This is a genomic window from Pseudomonas sp. FW305-70, from assembly GCF_058783925.1.
In genome coordinates this window covers 1-14,173 of the sequence record NZ_JBYSYZ010000026.1, presented here as the reverse complement: position 1 = coordinate 14,173, position 14,173 = coordinate 1, and the positions used below count along the sequence as shown (strand labels likewise).

Sequence of the window (14,173 nt, the reverse complement as noted above, 5' to 3'; positions counted from 1 at the left end):
GCGGACCCCATGAAACGCCTGCCACTCGACGACAGCTTCAAGGTCAATCGCAACCCCGTCACCCTGCGCGAAATCGTGCTGGACAAACTGCGAAGCGCCATCATGAACTTCCAGCTCCTGCCGGGAGACCGTCTGGTCGAACGCGATCTGTGCGATCGCCTGGGCGTCAGCCGTACTTCCGTGCGCGAAGCCTTGCGTCACCTGGAATCCGAAGGCCTGGTGGAATTCGCCGATGCCAAGGGCCCGCGTGTCGCGATCATTACCCTGGCCGACGCCGTGGACATCTACGAGCTGCGCTGCGTGCTCGAAGGGCTGATCGTGCAACTGTTCACCCTGCGCGCCAAGGCCAAGGACATCAAGGCCCTGGAAAAAGCCCTCGAAGAAAACCGCAAGGCGCTCAAGGACGGCGAACTGCAACAGGTCATCGATTCGGTGCAGGGTTTCTACGACGTGCTGCTCGAAGGCTCGGGCAACCATGTCGCGGCCACCCAACTGCGCCAGTTGCAGGCACGCATCAGCTACCTGCGCGCGACCTCGGTGTCCCAGGAGAACCGTCGCGGCGCCAGCAACCAGGAAATGGAACGCATGGTCGAGGCGATCAAGGGCGGCGATCCACTGGCCGCCCACCAGGCTTGCGTCGACCACGTGCGCGCGGCCGCTGCCGTGGCCCTGGACTACCTCAAGCGCAAGCAGGAAGAAACCGGCGACATCCCGGCGATCACCCTGCCCATCGCGCTCAAAGAACCGCGCATAGGTCGCTGAAATGTTCAGCCCGAGCTTTTGCCCCAAGTGCGGCAGCGCTGATCTCGGTCAGCAGCTGCCGCCGGGCGATACGCACGAGCGCCTGATGTGCCGCGGCTGCGGCTACATCCATTACATCAATCCGAAAATCATCGCCGGCTGCATCATCGAGCAGGACGGCAAATACCTCCTGTGCCAGCGCGCCATCCCGCCGCGCCCCGGCACCTGGACCCTGCCCGCGGGCTTCATGGAAAGCGGCGAGACCACCGAACAGGCGGCCTTGCGCGAGGTCTGGGAAGAAAGTGGCGTGCGTGCGGAAATCGTCTCGCCCTACTCGATTTTCAGCGTGCCCAGGATCAGCGAGGTGTACATCATCTTCCGTGCCATCGCGCTTGAGATCACCGGGCAGTATGGGCCGGAAACCCTCGACTACAAGTTCTTCGCGCCTGAGGAGATTCCCTGGGACAGCATCTACTATCCGGCGATCCGGCAGATTCTCGAGCGTTATATCGAGGAGCGGCAGGCCGGGGTTTATGGCATTTACATGGGCAATGATGACAGCGGGAAGATTCACTTTATTCGCTGATTCGTTGTGGATTTTTCCGTGTGCATATCCGTTTTTGCGGTAACGGCCGCTTACGGTTCCGCCCTTACGGCGGGTCACTTTCGAAAAGCGCGAAAGTAACCAAAGCGCTTTGCCCCTTACGTTCGGTGCCTCGCCTAGGCTCGGCATGCCCTCGCTCCGGTCCTGCTCCGTGGGCCCGCCGCCATCGGCCATCCATGGCCGGGGGCGGCTAACCCGGCATCCATGCCGGGTTGCCCACTGCGCAGAACCTGCGCTCGGCCTCACGAGGGGGCGTACACCGCAACAGCGCCCGAGGCGGCCTACCGGCCGGCCTGGTCGCGGGTTTCGTTCGTCTGTGATGTACCTGGTCGGCTGCCAGGCCGTCATCGCGAGCAGGCTCGCTCCCACAGGGATTGGGTATACCTGTGAGAAATTGGTCGGCTGTCAGACCGCCTTCGCGAGCAAGCCCGCTCCCACAGAAGAGCAAAAGCAGAGCGGTCCACACCGCGCCGCTTCTCACCACTCAACAGGCCGAGCGTTAGCTCGCCTGCAGCTTTTGATCTACCCGCCCCCTCGGCAGGCTGAGCGCAGGTGTTCATCCGGGGATAGGCGCGCAGCGCCGTTCGACGCAGTCGAACTCATTGCATGTAGGTCGAAGCGAAGCCGACCGGAGGGCAATGCCCCCGGATGAATACCGCAGCGAAGGTACCCCGAGCCTCAGCGAGGGGCCGTACGTAAGGGGCGAGACCTTTTGGTTACTTTTGGCTGGGCCGGCACTCCGGGCGTTTGCCAAAAGTGACTCGCCGTAAGGGCGAAACCATAAGCCGCCGTTACCGAAGAAACGGATATGTACCCAACAAAGACTACACCCCCAAACGAAACTGCTTGGGCGTAACCCCAAACCGCTTACGAAACGCCCGAATAAAATTACTGGCCTGCCGATACCCCAACCGCTCGGCAATCCGCTCAATCGGCTGATCGCCGGCAGTCAACCAATGCCGCGCCAACTCCAGACTGTCGCTACGACGATGTTGCGGCGCAGCAGTCTGCCAATGCCGCAACATGCTCTGATGCAAAAACGCATTGGCCCCCAGCAACGGCTCATCAAGGCTAGCCGCTGGCAGGCTCAAACACGGATGCGCCCCCTCCAGCACCTCGATGCCAACGCTACGCAACCACTGCCCGGCAGCCTGCTGCGGCGTCAGGCGAACACTGACAAACACCTCGGCCGGCGCCCGCCCCAAGCGTCGGGCAATGTTGCGCACCAACGTCAGGGTCGCCGCATCAAGGCCGAAAAAATGCGCCTGCCGGCCAGCACTGCGCAAGTGCAGGCGGGCTTGCCCGTCACCCTCCTCCAGTTCCGCCACCACATAGTTGGTCACCCGAGGCAGGAAATCAGTGAAGCACGCCAGGCTCGCGCGCAGGGTGGCGGCGGAGTCCAGCAGGATGTTCAACCCCCGCAACGTGGTGGTCGCCATACCATTGACCAGTTCACAGCCAAACGACACCCCCGCGCCCGCACGCTCGCATTCGTTCCACAAGCGCTCGACCAGGTGCGCAGGCACGTGCAGATCCTGCCCTTCGAGCAATGAAAGACAGATGCCGGCCCGTTGCAGCAGTTGGTCCTGACACAGGCCGGACTGCCGGGCATGGCTGAGAATGGTGCGGGTGAAGGCGCTGGAAATGAACGGTTGGCAGGTCATGGCACGTTACGACGAGAAGACAGGCGTGTACTTATGCCAGCCTCTGTGTTATCGATCCAATGCATTAAAAGTATCCGCCAAATGCAGGAGACGCATGATGGATCTACGACAACTCCGCCACCTTGTCGCCCTGGCCGATTACCGCAATTTCGGGCGCGCCGCCGAGGCGATCAATCTTAGCCAGCCGGCCTTCAGTCGTAGCATCCAGACCCTGGAGCGCGACCTCGACTGCGCGCTGGTGGAGCGCAGCAGCCGCGAATTCCGCCTGACGGGCCAGGGTGAACTGGTGCTGCAACATGCCCGGCGCCTGCTCGCCGGCAGCCAGGCCCTGCACAACGAACTGACGCAATACAACGGCCTGACCGGTGGCGAGTTGCACTTCGGCTGTGGCCCGTATCCGGCACAGTTGCTGGTGCCCGAGGCGCTGGCGGAATTCATCCAGGCGCACCCGGCGATCCGCATCAGTTTCCACCAGGGCGACTGGGAACAACTGGCGGTCTGGCTTCGTGAACAGCAGATCGAATTCCTCGTGGCCGACGCGCGGTACTTCACCGGCGACCCGCAATACCAGGTACAGCTGTTGCGCCCCCGGCGCGGGCGGTTCTTTTGCCGTGCCGGTCATCCCCTGGCGCAACAGCCGGACCTGTCCCTGCGCGCCCTGCTCGACTACGCGGTGGTCGGCACGCGAATACCGCCGATGATCCGCAAGATCCTGGCCGACGCGCAGGGCGAGGCGGACTTCAACCCAAGTGTGGAATGCGCGCAGTTCGATGCCATCCGCCGCGTGGTGATGCGCTCCGACGCGGTGGGCATCGCAACCATCGAGGCCCTGGCCGAACTCGCCGACCAGGGCCTGATCCGCCTGCTGGAGTTTGCCGATGTGCCCAAGGACGACCCCGGCCTGCAATTGCACTACGGCATCGTCAGCCGCGCCGGCCACTCCCTGACACCGGCGGCGCTGGCGATGGTCGAGGCGGTGCTGACGGTTGACCGGCGTTTGTTGGCGTCGAATTAGGTGCATCTGAACTGCATGCGATCCCTGTGGGAGCGGGCTTGCTCGCGAAGAGGGAGTGTCAGTCGACGACATTGTTGTCTGATACACCGCTTTCGCGAGCAAGCCCGCTCCCACAGGGTTTCACGCACGCCGCGCCAGCGCCTGCAATGCCCGGGGCTCACCGAGGGCGCGCAGCAGGCAATGCATCGCCTCCTCGCGGCTGCGCTCGAAGCGATAGCGGGACTCGACGTACAGCGCCAGTTTCAACTCCACGGGTTCGTCCAGGGGCAGCGGCACCTGTTGCAGGCCCAGCACACTGGCGACCCGACTCGGCAGGCTGATGCCCAGCGGCTGGCGGTCGGCGATCAGCTTCGCGGCCAGGGTGCTCTGGGTGCTCATCGCGACATGGCGGCGCAGGCCTTTCAAGCCGAGCTGCAAGTCCACCGGGCTGAGTCCGTCGCGGCGGCTCGACACCTGAATCTGCGGTTGCTCCAGATATTCCTGCAGGGTGCGCGGCGGCGCCTTGAGCGCGGCGCCATAGGCGAACACGTAATGATCGGCGGGCAATGCCTGTTTGTGCAGGCCGGCTAGCCCGGCCAGCGGCTGGTCGAGGTCGATCAGGATATCCAGCTTGCCGCTGGCCAGGTCCTGCAAGGCGTCACGGCGCCGGGGCTGGAAATAACGCACCTGCCAATCGGCGTGGGGCGATTCGAGCAAGGCATCGAGCAGCACCGGTTGCAGGCAATCCAGGCAACTGATGCGCAGCAGCGGATTGTTCTGCCGCGCAGCGGGGATCATGCGCAAGCCATCGCGCAATGACTCGAGCGCCGCACGCACGTAGTCGGCCAGACGATGGGCGACCAGTGTCGGCGTCACGCCCAGGCGACTTTTGATGAACAGCGGATCGCCGCACAATTCGCGCAGGCGACGCAACGCATTGCTCATGGCCGGTTGCGACAGGCACATCACCTCGGCGGCACGGGTGACGCTGCGCTGCTGGTAAATCGCATCGAAGGCGAGCAACAGGTTCAAATCGAGCTGGCGTAAATCAAGCATGGTCTTGCTCCGGCAAATCGCTTAACGTCGGGCAGCCTAACCAGTGTTCCGGAACAAGCTGTGAGCCCTACATGACAAAAAGCGATCAGCCACTGCACGATCAATCCATACCCAATGCGTTCTACGCGCCGACCCTGCTGCCGGCCATCGAAGAGTTGCTGGCCCGCGGGGTGGACCGCGAACACATCGAAGGCCTGTTCCGTCGCAGCCTGTTCGAGTTGCGCACACCCTTCATGCGCATTCCGCTGTTCATGTCGCGGCGCTTCTGGGCGTTCGCCCTGGAACAGACCGGCGACCCGCTGATCGGCCTGGCGGCCGGTCGGCGCTTCGTTTCCACCGCCACCAATGGCCTGACGTACCTGTTCGACGTGGCCGACTCACTGGACAGCGCCTGCCAGTATTTCGTGCGCTTCTTTCCGTTTTTCAACGGGCACTTTCAGGCGCAGATCGTGCGCGGCGGCGACAACGTCGAACTGCGTCTGCTCGATTGCGGCAGCGTGAAAGCCAGCGCAGCCACCGCCGATTACATCCTCATCAGCCTGTGCAGCATGTTGCGGCGCAAGTTCCTCGCCAGCGGCCTGGAGCGCGATCCGGTGCTGGGCATCGGGCTGACCGGCACCTGCACCGCCAACCCGCAGGATCACGAGCAAGCCTTCCGCGCCCCGGTGCAGTGGCAACAGGCGCAACACTCGATCCGCCTCGATCCACAGCTGTTCGTCATCCCGTTGACGCCGGGCAATCATGAACTGGAGCAGACACTGGTCGAACTGCTGGAACAGACCCGGCGCAACAGCGAACCGACCTTGCTGGAGCAAGTCTGCGACCACTTGATCGTCGACCTCGCACAAGCCAACTGGCAGCAATGGTGTAGCACCCAGCACCTGCTCGAGCGCACCGCAGCCCGGCGTTTGAAAGCGTTGGGCTGGCGTTTTTCCGAGTTGCTCGACGAGTACCGCCGCTACCGGGCCGAAGACTTTTTGCAGGGGACAGACCTGGAGCTGGTGGAGATTTCCGACCGCCTGGGCTACAGCGATGTACAAAGCTTCAACCGTGCCTGCCTGCGGTGGCTGGGGTGCGCGCCGGGCGCCTGGCGAGCCCGGCAAGGTCGATAAAAAAGGTTCTTTACTCATTCCCGGGAAACTGCAGGAGCCAGGTAAAGCGCAAAACCCTGTGGGAGCGAGCCTGCTCGCGAAAGCGGTATGTCAGTCACATCGATACTGGACGTGCCGCCGTCTTCACGAGCAGACTCGCTCCCACAAAAACCAGGCTTGTGCGTCACGGCTGCCTTTGGTTTTTTGCGTCCCCCCGGTATCCAGCTACAAATGATGGGTGGGTTGAGTGTCCGCAATCCTGACAGCGAATTTCGACATGGCGGCGCTGCTCGACAGTGATGAAGCCATTAGCGAGTACCTGTCTCAGGTACTCGCAGACGGTGACAACGAGGAGTTTCTTCGCGCTATCGGCTATGTGGTGAAAGCCCGTGGCATGACACAGATTGCCAAAGACTCGGGAATGGGTCGCGAAAGCCTCTACAAAGCCTTCGCGCCCGGAGCAAAACCACGTTTTGATACGGTCCTGAAGGTCATTCATGCCCTTGGCATAGATCTCTGTGCGCAGCCAGGGCACACGGTCAATCACTCAAATCCCTGATTTGATTCTGCGCGTTATGTCGCTGGCTTCACCACCACCCAGGTAAAACACAACGGCAACTGCGCTGCCTGCTGCTGATAGCGGTCATACAGCTCTTCGCGGTTGGAGTGGGGGTATTCCTTGAAGTGACGGATCTGCAGGCCTGCGGCGATGGCGGCGTCGAAGAGGTCGCCCAGGGTGTGGACGAACCAGTAGGATGGCGCGGCCGGCTGTTCGATCTTGCCCTCGTAGACGATCGGTTCGTGCTGCACGAACGGTTCGCGACGGAAGTATGAACTGGCCGGACGAAAAGGATCGGTTGCCTCGGGGTCGAACATTTCCAGGAATGGGTGGGTTTCGTACACCACCAGCGCGCCCCCCGGCTTCAGGGTACGCGCCACATGGCGCAAGAATTCGCCGATGTCCGGCATCCAGTTCAGGACCCCGATGGTGATCAGCGCCAGGTCGAAGCGCTCCTGCAGTTGCGCAGGCAAGCGGTGAATGTCCGCTTCGATGAATTGCGGCGCATGGGGCGAGCGGCAAGCCAGTTCCCTTGCCTGCTCGAGAAATGCGCCGGACTGGTCGACGCCCACCACGCTGCGCGCACCCAGGGCGAACAGCGACAGGCTTTCGCGGCCGTTGTTGCAGCCCAGTTGCAGCACCTCCTTGCCGTCGACACCGGTCTGGGCCAGCAACGCGGTCAGGGTGTCGTCCAGGCAGGAAAATTCCGCCTGTTCCACGCCCTTCAACAAGGCGTGCCATTCGCTGGAGTCTTTGTGGTGACGGGCGGAGTCATTCCAGGCCTCGCGGTTGCTGGCGATGGCTTGTTCTTTTGTCGGCAGTTCCATTGCACGCTCCAGGGTTCGGGTTGTCGAATTGACCGGCCGAAGTCTAGATCAAGCCCATACTGACAGCTGTTGCGAACTTGTAATTCGCGCAGCGTCGACGCCTGCTCACGGCGCCAGCTATAGTTAATGACCATGGGGGAAATGTGGTTAAACCGATTTAGCAGGTGTTGCCATGAAAAAGACCGACCTGACGCTTTTGCTCCCCTTCTTCCTGAGCGTGTCCGCTGCTGCCCACGCCGACGACTTTCCAAACACCACTCAATACAGCAGTGAATTCAACTATTACGGCGCCGACCAACCCTTCGCCCACCCCGCACCACCGTCCATGAACTTCATCCCGCCGGGCTCATACATCCCGACCGCGCCCGGGGATTTCATTCCGGTTTCAAGCGAGCATGTGTTTTCCGACTCGCGCCTGCCGACCGTCGCCGATGCCACGGTCCGGGTGTTTATCCGCTCCTACGATCCGGAGCGTGGCGTGTACGTGAACCAGGAAGTCGAGAATCCCGGTTGCATGATGTCCTGCCTGAGACAGGGCCCGGTATTGCAGTGAGCACCAGGGGCGTTCTCTACCACTGGCGTTTGTCCGGGCGGGCAAGACCGAGCTTTTCGATCCGGTAGCGCAACATGTCACGGCTAAGACCCAGCAGGCGTGCCGATTTGGTGACGTTCCAGTCTGTCTTGTCGAGCATCTTGCGCACCATGTCGCGCTCCACTTCCGGCAGGTTCATGGATTCGCCGCCGTTGTAGGACGGACGCTGTTCGCTGAAATGTTGCGGCTCGTGATGAAACATCGGTGGCTCATCCACCAGGCTCAGGCAAACGTTCAATTGATGGGCAGCGATGGTGTCGCTTTGCGCCAGCAACACGGTTTGCTCCAGCATGTTGCGCAGTTCGCGTACGTTGCCTGGCCAGCTGTAGCTGAGCAGCAACTCTTCGGCCTGGTTGCTGAAATACAGGTTCGGCTTGCCGTAGCGTTTGCCATGCAGCCCCAGGAAGTGCCGGGCCAGCAGCAGGATATCGGCGCCACGGGCGTACAGGCGCGGCACCTTGATTGAAATGATGCGCAGGCGGAAAAACAGGTCGCGGCGGAATTTGCCTTGCTGGACCATCTGTTCGAGATTGCAGTTGGTGGCACTGATCACCCGCAGATCGACCTTGCGCTCCTTCACCGAACCGACCCGGCGAACGGTCCGGTCTTCCAACAACTTGAGCAGCTTGGCTTGCAACAGCAGGTCCATTTCACCGATTTCATCGAGGAACAGCGTGCCGCCATCGGCCGCTTCCACCAGCCCCATGCGACGGTCCTTGGCGTCGGTGAAGGCGCCCTTCTCGTGGCCGAACAGCTCTGATTCCACCAGGTTGGACGGGATCGAAGCACAGTTGAATTCAATGAACGGGCCTTTGCTGCGCGGGCCGTCGAAGTGCAGTGCCCGGGCCACCAGCTCCTTGCCGGTACCGGTCTCGCCTTCCACCAGAACCGGCGGCAGATCGCTGTTGGCCATCCGCCGTTCGGCGTCGAGCAACTGGCTGATGGTGCCCTTGAGATACACCATCGGCGCCGACTCGCCAATCAGTGCCTGCACCCCCGACTTCTGGGCCTCACGTTCCTGATAAAAGGACAGCGTGCGCTCCATGCGGTCGGTCGCCAGGGCCTTGTCCAACAGCAGCTTGAGCTCTGGCAGGGCCACCGGTTTGGTGACGTAGTGAAAGGCGCCCTCTTTCATTGCCACCACGGCGTCTTCGACGTTGCCGTAACCGGTCATCATGATCACTTTCAGATCCGGCGCGCTGATGCGCAGCTTCTGGATCAGGTCGTGACCACTCATGCCCGGCAACGAGTTGTCGGTCAGTACCACGTCAGGTGCGAAAGAACCCAATTGCTCCAGTGCATCTTCAGCCGAGTGGCAGACGGTCACCTCGAAGTCCTTGCGCTCCAGGTAAGTCTGAATATTCTCGGCGAGGATCTCGTCATCCTCGACCAGCAGAATGCTGTGCTCCATATACCCCTCCCGTTGCCACTTTGAAATTGAGACAAACGCGGGTTCCCTCCTGCTCCCGGCTGGTCAGTTCGACCGAGCCGTCAAACCGCTCCATTATTCTTTTGACCAGGGCCAGGCCCACACCCAATCCACCTTGTTTGGTGGTGAAAAACGGCTTGAAGACCATTTGTTGTTGTTGTTTGGACATCCCCTTGCCGGTGTCGGTCAGGATCATGCTCAAGTAGCCGGGTACCGAGGAATCGATCTCGATCGTCAGCATGCCCTCCTTGGGCATGGCTTCCAGTGCGTTAGCAAACAGGCTATTGAGTATTTGCGTCAGTAGCACCTGGTGGCTGACGACCGGTGGCACGCTGGCGGGAGCGAAACGCACTTCGACGTTCGAACGCTTGATCAGGGTCTCAAAGGCACTCAGGGTGTCTTCGATGGCGAGCACCAGGTCGACCGTTTCAAAATCGTCATTCATCGGCCGCAACGACACCAGCAACTCGCGCACCCAACGCGACATGCGGTCGACCTGATTGATGATGTCGCCAATGTTTTTCTGTGCCGGCTGGCTGGCGATGACCTGGGCCAGTTCGGCGCTGGAACGGATATTGGCCAGTGGATTGCGCAAGCTGTGGGCGACCGCCGAGGACATCTCACCCAGGGCGACAAAGGTTTCATTGGCGATCAGCTGTTTTTGCTGGCTTTGCAACAGCATCGCTGCACGCCGCACGATCCAGAACAACCCCAGGTAGATCGCCGCCCCGCCAATCAGGGTCGCCAGCCAGATCGCCTTGAAGCCACGCTGGATGCGGCCCACCAGGTCCACCGGTTCCTTGTAGATCTCCACCATGGCAATCACTTTGCTTTTGTCGGCGTTGAACATCGGGATGTAGTTCTCGACGAACAGGTATTCCGGTTCGCGCAGCAGGCGCTGCTCGGGACGCTCTTCATCGATCTCGTGATAGCTGGTGGACACCGGCGATTTCATTTCGAAGGATTCATCCAGCTGATCGTCGCCTTCGATGCGCACGCCGATCAACTCGGAATTGGTCGACCAGACCACGGTGCGGTCCTGGGCATACACCGTCGCCAGCAGGATGTCCGGCAGATGCTTCACATGGTCGAGAAACTCGGAGCGTACGGTGGCCCGGGATTCGGGAGGGACGTCGGCATAGGCATGGTCCAGTCGCGGGTCGAGCATTTCGCCCATGGTCCTGCCCGGCGAAATCCCGGCGTGACGGACTTCGGCCTCGCCAATGGCGTGGATGAACTGCGCGGTCAGCATCGAATCGCGCTCAATGCTTTCATCGACCACAAAGCGCGTGGAGATGTAACCCAGTCCAAGCGCCACCACGCCAATGATGAAAAAACTGGCCAGAGAGAACCAGCGCAGCAAGTTGAACTGGGGCAGCCAACCCTTGCGCGGAGCGGCCGGGGCCTGCGGCGCAGGTACTTTTTGTTGTTCCAGTCTCTGCATGGGGTCTGTCCTGAGTCCTTGAAAACCAGCCTTTGCAGCCATGTATCAAGTCAGTGTAGGTAACATTGATAGCCATTGACCGGCCCACGAAACTATTTCGAAGCTATTGCATTTGGGGCACGTTCGGTTGTGCGACTGAGTGATGCTGTTCAGGTTCCTCGCTACCACTGGCCAGTGGCGCCACTGGCGGATGCTGACGGTCGGTTTCTTCTTGCAGGAAGTCGATGATGGACTGGACGGACTTCTTGTCCAGCCGCAGGTTGGGCATCGAGATCCTGTTGTAGCTTTCGAACAGCTGCATCGCAATCGGGTCCTTTTCCGCCAGCATGCGATCCGGTTCGCGGATCCAGCGGTTGAGCCAGGCCGGATCGCGCTGACGGGTCACGCCGATCAGGTCCGGGCCGATGCTGCGCACACCAATGCCCTGCCCGTCCGTTGGGCCGAGGCTGTGGCAAGACGCGCAGCGGGTGCGGAACAGCTCTTCGCCATTGCTTGGCGGACGAATGTCCGGTGCATCGACGTAGCTTTCTTCCACGCTGGGCTGCTTCCAGTTCTGCAGGGTGTTGGCCAGTTGGTCGGCCAGAATCCACGGATTTTCGAACGGCGAGGCTTTCATCCAGCGGCCCGTTTCCTGGTTGCCGACGATCAGGCTCAGGTTGTGGTCCTTGTTGCGCCCGTTATCGATGCCGTCGATGAACAGGCCCAGTTTCTGCCGCAGCTCGGTGACGTCGGCGAATTCCCCGGTGAGGAATTTCCACCCGGGCCCCACCTGGAAGCGTTGCGCATAGGCCTTGAGCACCTCGGGGGTATCGCTCAGGGGGTCGATGCTGATGGAGTAGAAGAAAATGTCCTTGCCGACCCTGTCTCCCAGCAGTTTCTGCACCTGGCGCAGACGCGCGGTTTCCAGGGGGCAGGAGTCGCTGCACGTGGTGAAGATGAAATTGATCACCACCACCTTGCCTTTGATCATGTCATCGAAAAAACGCAGTTGCTTACCGTCCTGGTCGGTCAGCAGGGTGTTGGGGAAATAGTCGCCGCCCCACGGGGTGGCGTCCTCAACCACAGCGGGTTCGGCAGCGGCTGCCGGAGCCGGTGCGGGCGTCGACAATGGTTGGCTGGCGACCAGCAACTGGCTGGCCAGCAAACCGGTCACCAACATCAGCACCAGGTGCATGCCCAAAGCGCGTGAGCGTGGTGAATACGTCTTCATGTTCATGTCGACACCCTCCCTGTTCCAGTTCAGGACTGAAGCCGTTGCGATTGAGGAAAGTTGGCAGTGCGGCGCAACGAGTCAATGGCCGTCGGTGGAAACGGCAAGGGCGCCGCGGGCGTGGTGGGGTAATCAAAACGGGCCTGCACTGCAGGCAACAGAGCGTTCTGCCCCCGCGCGATGTTGCGTGAGCCTTTGACCCCGTCAGGCAAATCGAAGAATTCTTCGCTGCACTGCGCTTTTTTTTCCATCACCAGCCGCCTTGATGTCGTGAAGGGGGGTGATGGTGGTTTTGCAAGGATCTCGCCAGTTCTGTAACTGTTTTATGCAAGATCATTAACATTTGATAAACAATGGCTTATCAACATCAATGCGCTACGACCGGGGAAATGACTGGGGATTTGACCCGATAACGGGGAAAGTTCATCCCCATTTTCAGGGGACGAGATTAAATGAAAGCCGGACGGTGGTGCCCTCGCCTTCACGGCTATCGAGGGTCACTGCCCCGCCAAAACGCTCCATGATCCGCTTGACCAGCACCAGCCCGACGCCCAGCCCGCCCTGCTTGGTTGTGAAGAACGGCCGGAAGGCCATGGTGCACTGTTCTTCGCTCATGCCTTTGCCGGTATCGCTGACCGTCACGCTGACACGCTGGGCTTCGCGCGGCTCGATCCGAATGGTCAGTGTTCCGCCGTTGTCCATGGCTTCCACCGCGTTGGACAGCAGGCTGTTGAGGATCTGGGTCAGTTGCACGTGCTCGCTCAGGACCATGGGCGTCTGGTCCGGCTCGAACACCACGTTGACCCTGGCCTTGCGGATCTGCTGCTCGTAAGCCAGCAGGCTGTCGTGCAGTGCAGCCACCAGGTTCACCGGTTCAGCCTCGTCATTGAGCGGTCGCAGGGACTGGAGCAACTCCCGTACCCAATTCGACATGCGATCGACCTGTCCAATGATGTCGTTGATGTTGCCGTGTGCCGGACCGTCGTCGAACTCTATCGCCAGCTCGGCGCTTGAACGGATGTTCGCCAACGGATTGCGCAAACTGTGGGCGACCGCCGAGGACATCTCCCCCAGCGCGACGAAGGTTTCGTTGGTGATCAATTGCTTCTGCTGCGTCACCAGCAGGATCGCCGCACGCCGCACGATCCAGAACAGGCCCAGGTAAATCAGAGCGCCGCCCAGGGCGGTCGCCAGCCAGATCAGCACCAGACCGCGCTCCATGCGGTTGATCAGGTCCTGCGGTTCCTTGTAGATCTCGACCATCGCCGTGACGGTGGTGCCATCGGCGTCGAACAGGGGAATGTAATTCTCGAGGAAGATGAATTTGGGGGGCACCACGAACTTCTGCTCCATGCGGGATTTGTCCACATCGTGGTAACTGGCCGACACGGAAATCCTGGAGTTGAATGCCCGTTCGAGCTCTTCATTGTCATGAATCGTGGTGCCCATCAAGGACGGATTGGTGGACCAGATCACCATGCGGTCGGGGGCATAGATATTGGCCAGGATCACGTCCGGCAGATTTTCGATATGGTCGAGGAATTCATCACGGGCACTGGCCCGGACCAGCGGGTCGACGTCGGGAAAGTCCTTGTCTGTTCGTGGGTCGAGCAACTGGCCCATGGTCCGCACGTTGGGAATCGACACATGGCGCACCTCGGCCAGGGCAATCGCCTGAACGAACTGTGAGGTCAACAGCGCATCGCGCTGCACGCTTTCGGTAATCACGAACCGCGTGGACACCGCCCCCAGCGCCACCGCCACCGTGCCGATCACCGCCATGCTGATCAGCGAAAACCAGCGCAACAGATCGAACGGCTGCTTGCGCGTTCTCAAGCGGACTTCGCTTTCGCTCGCAAGCACTTTAGCGATTGTGGTCATGGACACCTTCCCGGTAACCCCCCATTGGTTTATAGCCCACCCAAGGCAGTTTGCCCGAACCCGGGGACTGCGGTTCCCCTG

Annotated in this window: 14 protein-coding genes; 6 read left to right on the top strand and 8 right to left on the bottom strand. The window is 61.0% G+C overall.

The genetic code is table 11. The features are described from left to right. The first annotated feature begins 9 nt into the window (after positions 1-9). Together AC3WN7_RS18815 and AC3WN7_RS18810 are read left to right on the top strand one after the other, a co-directional pair. Entirely contained in the window at positions 10-762 is a 753-nt protein-coding gene (locus tag AC3WN7_RS18815) for a GntR family transcriptional regulator (protein WP_015095667.1), read from the top strand. A 1-nt stretch (position 763) separates the two neighbouring features. After that, positions 764-1,327: an NUDIX hydrolase gene (locus AC3WN7_RS18810; RefSeq protein ID WP_015095668.1), complete on the top strand. Its 564-nt coding sequence runs from the start codon at positions 764-766 to the stop codon at positions 1,325-1,327. A gap of 842 nt (positions 1,328-2,169) precedes the next feature. On the opposite strand, the gene AC3WN7_RS18805 is transcribed toward AC3WN7_RS18810, so the two are convergent. After that, positions 2,170-3,009 carry an AraC family transcriptional regulator gene (locus tag AC3WN7_RS18805; RefSeq protein ID WP_095967956.1) on the bottom strand — a complete coding sequence of 280 codons (840 nt, stop codon included), beginning with the start codon at positions 3,007-3,009 and terminating at the stop codon, positions 2,170-2,172. Between the two features lie 94 nt (positions 3,010-3,103). On the opposite strand from AC3WN7_RS18805, the gene AC3WN7_RS18800 reads away from it, so the two are divergent. Next, positions 3,104-4,024: a LysR family transcriptional regulator gene (locus tag AC3WN7_RS18800; RefSeq protein WP_256585798.1), complete on the top strand. Its 921-nt coding sequence runs from the start codon at positions 3,104-3,106 to the stop codon at positions 4,022-4,024. A gap of 120 nt (positions 4,025-4,144) precedes the next feature. Here AC3WN7_RS18800 and AC3WN7_RS18795 read toward each other — a convergent pair whose 3' ends face one another. Beyond that, positions 4,145-5,059 carry a LysR family transcriptional regulator gene (locus AC3WN7_RS18795; protein ID WP_102675641.1) on the bottom strand — a complete coding sequence of 305 codons (915 nt, stop codon included), beginning with the start codon at positions 5,057-5,059 and terminating at the stop codon, positions 4,145-4,147. A 71-nt stretch (positions 5,060-5,130) separates the two neighbouring features. Here AC3WN7_RS18795 and AC3WN7_RS18790 point away from each other — a divergent pair, with 71 nt between their 5' ends. After that, a complete protein-coding gene (locus AC3WN7_RS18790) occupies positions 5,131-6,171 on the top strand; it encodes an AraC family transcriptional regulator (RefSeq protein WP_102675640.1) in 1,041 nt (346 codons plus the stop codon). Positions 6,172-6,397: 226 nt separating this feature from the next. Then, the gene (locus AC3WN7_RS18785) at positions 6,398-6,709 is read left to right on the top strand and encodes an addiction module antidote protein (protein WP_095967960.1); all 312 of its coding nucleotides are present in this window, start codon (positions 6,398-6,400) and stop codon (positions 6,707-6,709) included. Between the two features lie 14 nt (positions 6,710-6,723). Here AC3WN7_RS18785 and AC3WN7_RS18780 read toward each other — a convergent pair whose 3' ends face one another. Beyond that, complete coding sequence (locus tag AC3WN7_RS18780; RefSeq protein WP_102675639.1) at positions 6,724-7,536, bottom strand: class I SAM-dependent methyltransferase; 813 nt, start codon at positions 7,534-7,536, stop codon at positions 6,724-6,726. Between the two features lie 172 nt (positions 7,537-7,708). Between AC3WN7_RS18780 and AC3WN7_RS18775 the strand changes: the two genes are divergently transcribed. Next, complete coding sequence (locus AC3WN7_RS18775) at positions 7,709-8,089, top strand: hypothetical protein (RefSeq protein WP_102675638.1); 381 nt, start codon at positions 7,709-7,711, stop codon at positions 8,087-8,089. Between the two features lie 16 nt (positions 8,090-8,105). Here AC3WN7_RS18775 and AC3WN7_RS18770 read toward each other — a convergent pair whose 3' ends face one another. The 5 genes from AC3WN7_RS18770 to AC3WN7_RS18750 form a co-directional block, all read right to left on the bottom strand. Then, on the bottom strand, positions 8,106-9,539 hold the full coding sequence (locus AC3WN7_RS18770; protein ID WP_095967963.1) for a sigma-54-dependent transcriptional regulator: 1,434 nt from the start codon (positions 9,537-9,539) through the stop codon (positions 8,106-8,108). After that, positions 9,508-11,001 carry an ATP-binding protein gene (locus AC3WN7_RS18765; protein WP_102675637.1) on the bottom strand — a complete coding sequence of 498 codons (1,494 nt, stop codon included), beginning with the start codon at positions 10,999-11,001 and terminating at the stop codon, positions 9,508-9,510. The genes AC3WN7_RS18770 and AC3WN7_RS18765 overlap by 32 nt, the downstream gene beginning before the upstream one ends. 103 nt (positions 11,002-11,104) lie before the next feature. Then, on the bottom strand, positions 11,105-12,217 hold the full coding sequence (locus AC3WN7_RS18760; protein ID WP_095967965.1) for an SCO family protein: 1,113 nt from the start codon (positions 12,215-12,217) through the stop codon (positions 11,105-11,107). 23 nt (positions 12,218-12,240) lie between these two features. After that, positions 12,241-12,462 carry a hypothetical protein gene (locus AC3WN7_RS18755; RefSeq protein ID WP_095967966.1) on the bottom strand — a complete coding sequence of 74 codons (222 nt, stop codon included), beginning with the start codon at positions 12,460-12,462 and terminating at the stop codon, positions 12,241-12,243. Positions 12,463-12,646: 184 nt separating this feature from the next. After that, positions 12,647-14,092: a sensor histidine kinase gene (locus AC3WN7_RS18750; protein ID WP_095967967.1), complete on the bottom strand. Its 1,446-nt coding sequence runs from the start codon at positions 14,090-14,092 to the stop codon at positions 12,647-12,649. Between the last annotated feature and the right edge of the window lie 81 nt (positions 14,093-14,173).

Coding starts and splice junctions, on each gene's coding strand:
- AC3WN7_RS18815 (WP_015095667.1), top strand. CDS start 10: ATGAAACGCCTGCCACTCGACGACAGCTTCAAGGTCAATCGCAACCCC.
- AC3WN7_RS18810 (WP_015095668.1), top strand. CDS start 764: ATGTTCAGCCCGAGCTTTTGCCCCAAGTGCGGCAGCGCTGATCTCGGT.
- AC3WN7_RS18805 (WP_095967956.1), bottom strand. CDS start 3,009: ATGACCTGCCAACCGTTCATTTCCAGCGCCTTCACCCGCACCATTCTC.
- AC3WN7_RS18800 (WP_256585798.1), top strand. CDS start 3,104: ATGATGGATCTACGACAACTCCGCCACCTTGTCGCCCTGGCCGATTAC.
- AC3WN7_RS18795 (WP_102675641.1), bottom strand. CDS start 5,059: ATGCTTGATTTACGCCAGCTCGATTTGAACCTGTTGCTCGCCTTCGAT.
- AC3WN7_RS18790 (WP_102675640.1), top strand. CDS start 5,131: ATGACAAAAAGCGATCAGCCACTGCACGATCAATCCATACCCAATGCG.
- AC3WN7_RS18780 (WP_102675639.1), bottom strand. CDS start 7,536: ATGGAACTGCCGACAAAAGAACAAGCCATCGCCAGCAACCGCGAGGCC.
- AC3WN7_RS18775 (WP_102675638.1), top strand. CDS start 7,709: ATGAAAAAGACCGACCTGACGCTTTTGCTCCCCTTCTTCCTGAGCGTG.
- AC3WN7_RS18770 (WP_095967963.1), bottom strand. CDS start 9,539: ATGGAGCACAGCATTCTGCTGGTCGAGGATGACGAGATCCTCGCCGAG.
- AC3WN7_RS18765 (WP_102675637.1), bottom strand. CDS start 11,001: ATGCAGAGACTGGAACAACAAAAAGTACCTGCGCCGCAGGCCCCGGCC.
- AC3WN7_RS18760 (WP_095967965.1), bottom strand. CDS start 12,217: ATGAACATGAAGACGTATTCACCACGCTCACGCGCTTTGGGCATGCAC.
- AC3WN7_RS18755 (WP_095967966.1), bottom strand. CDS start 12,462: ATGGAAAAAAAAGCGCAGTGCAGCGAAGAATTCTTCGATTTGCCTGAC.
- AC3WN7_RS18750 (WP_095967967.1), bottom strand. CDS start 14,092: ATGACCACAATCGCTAAAGTGCTTGCGAGCGAAAGCGAAGTCCGCTTG.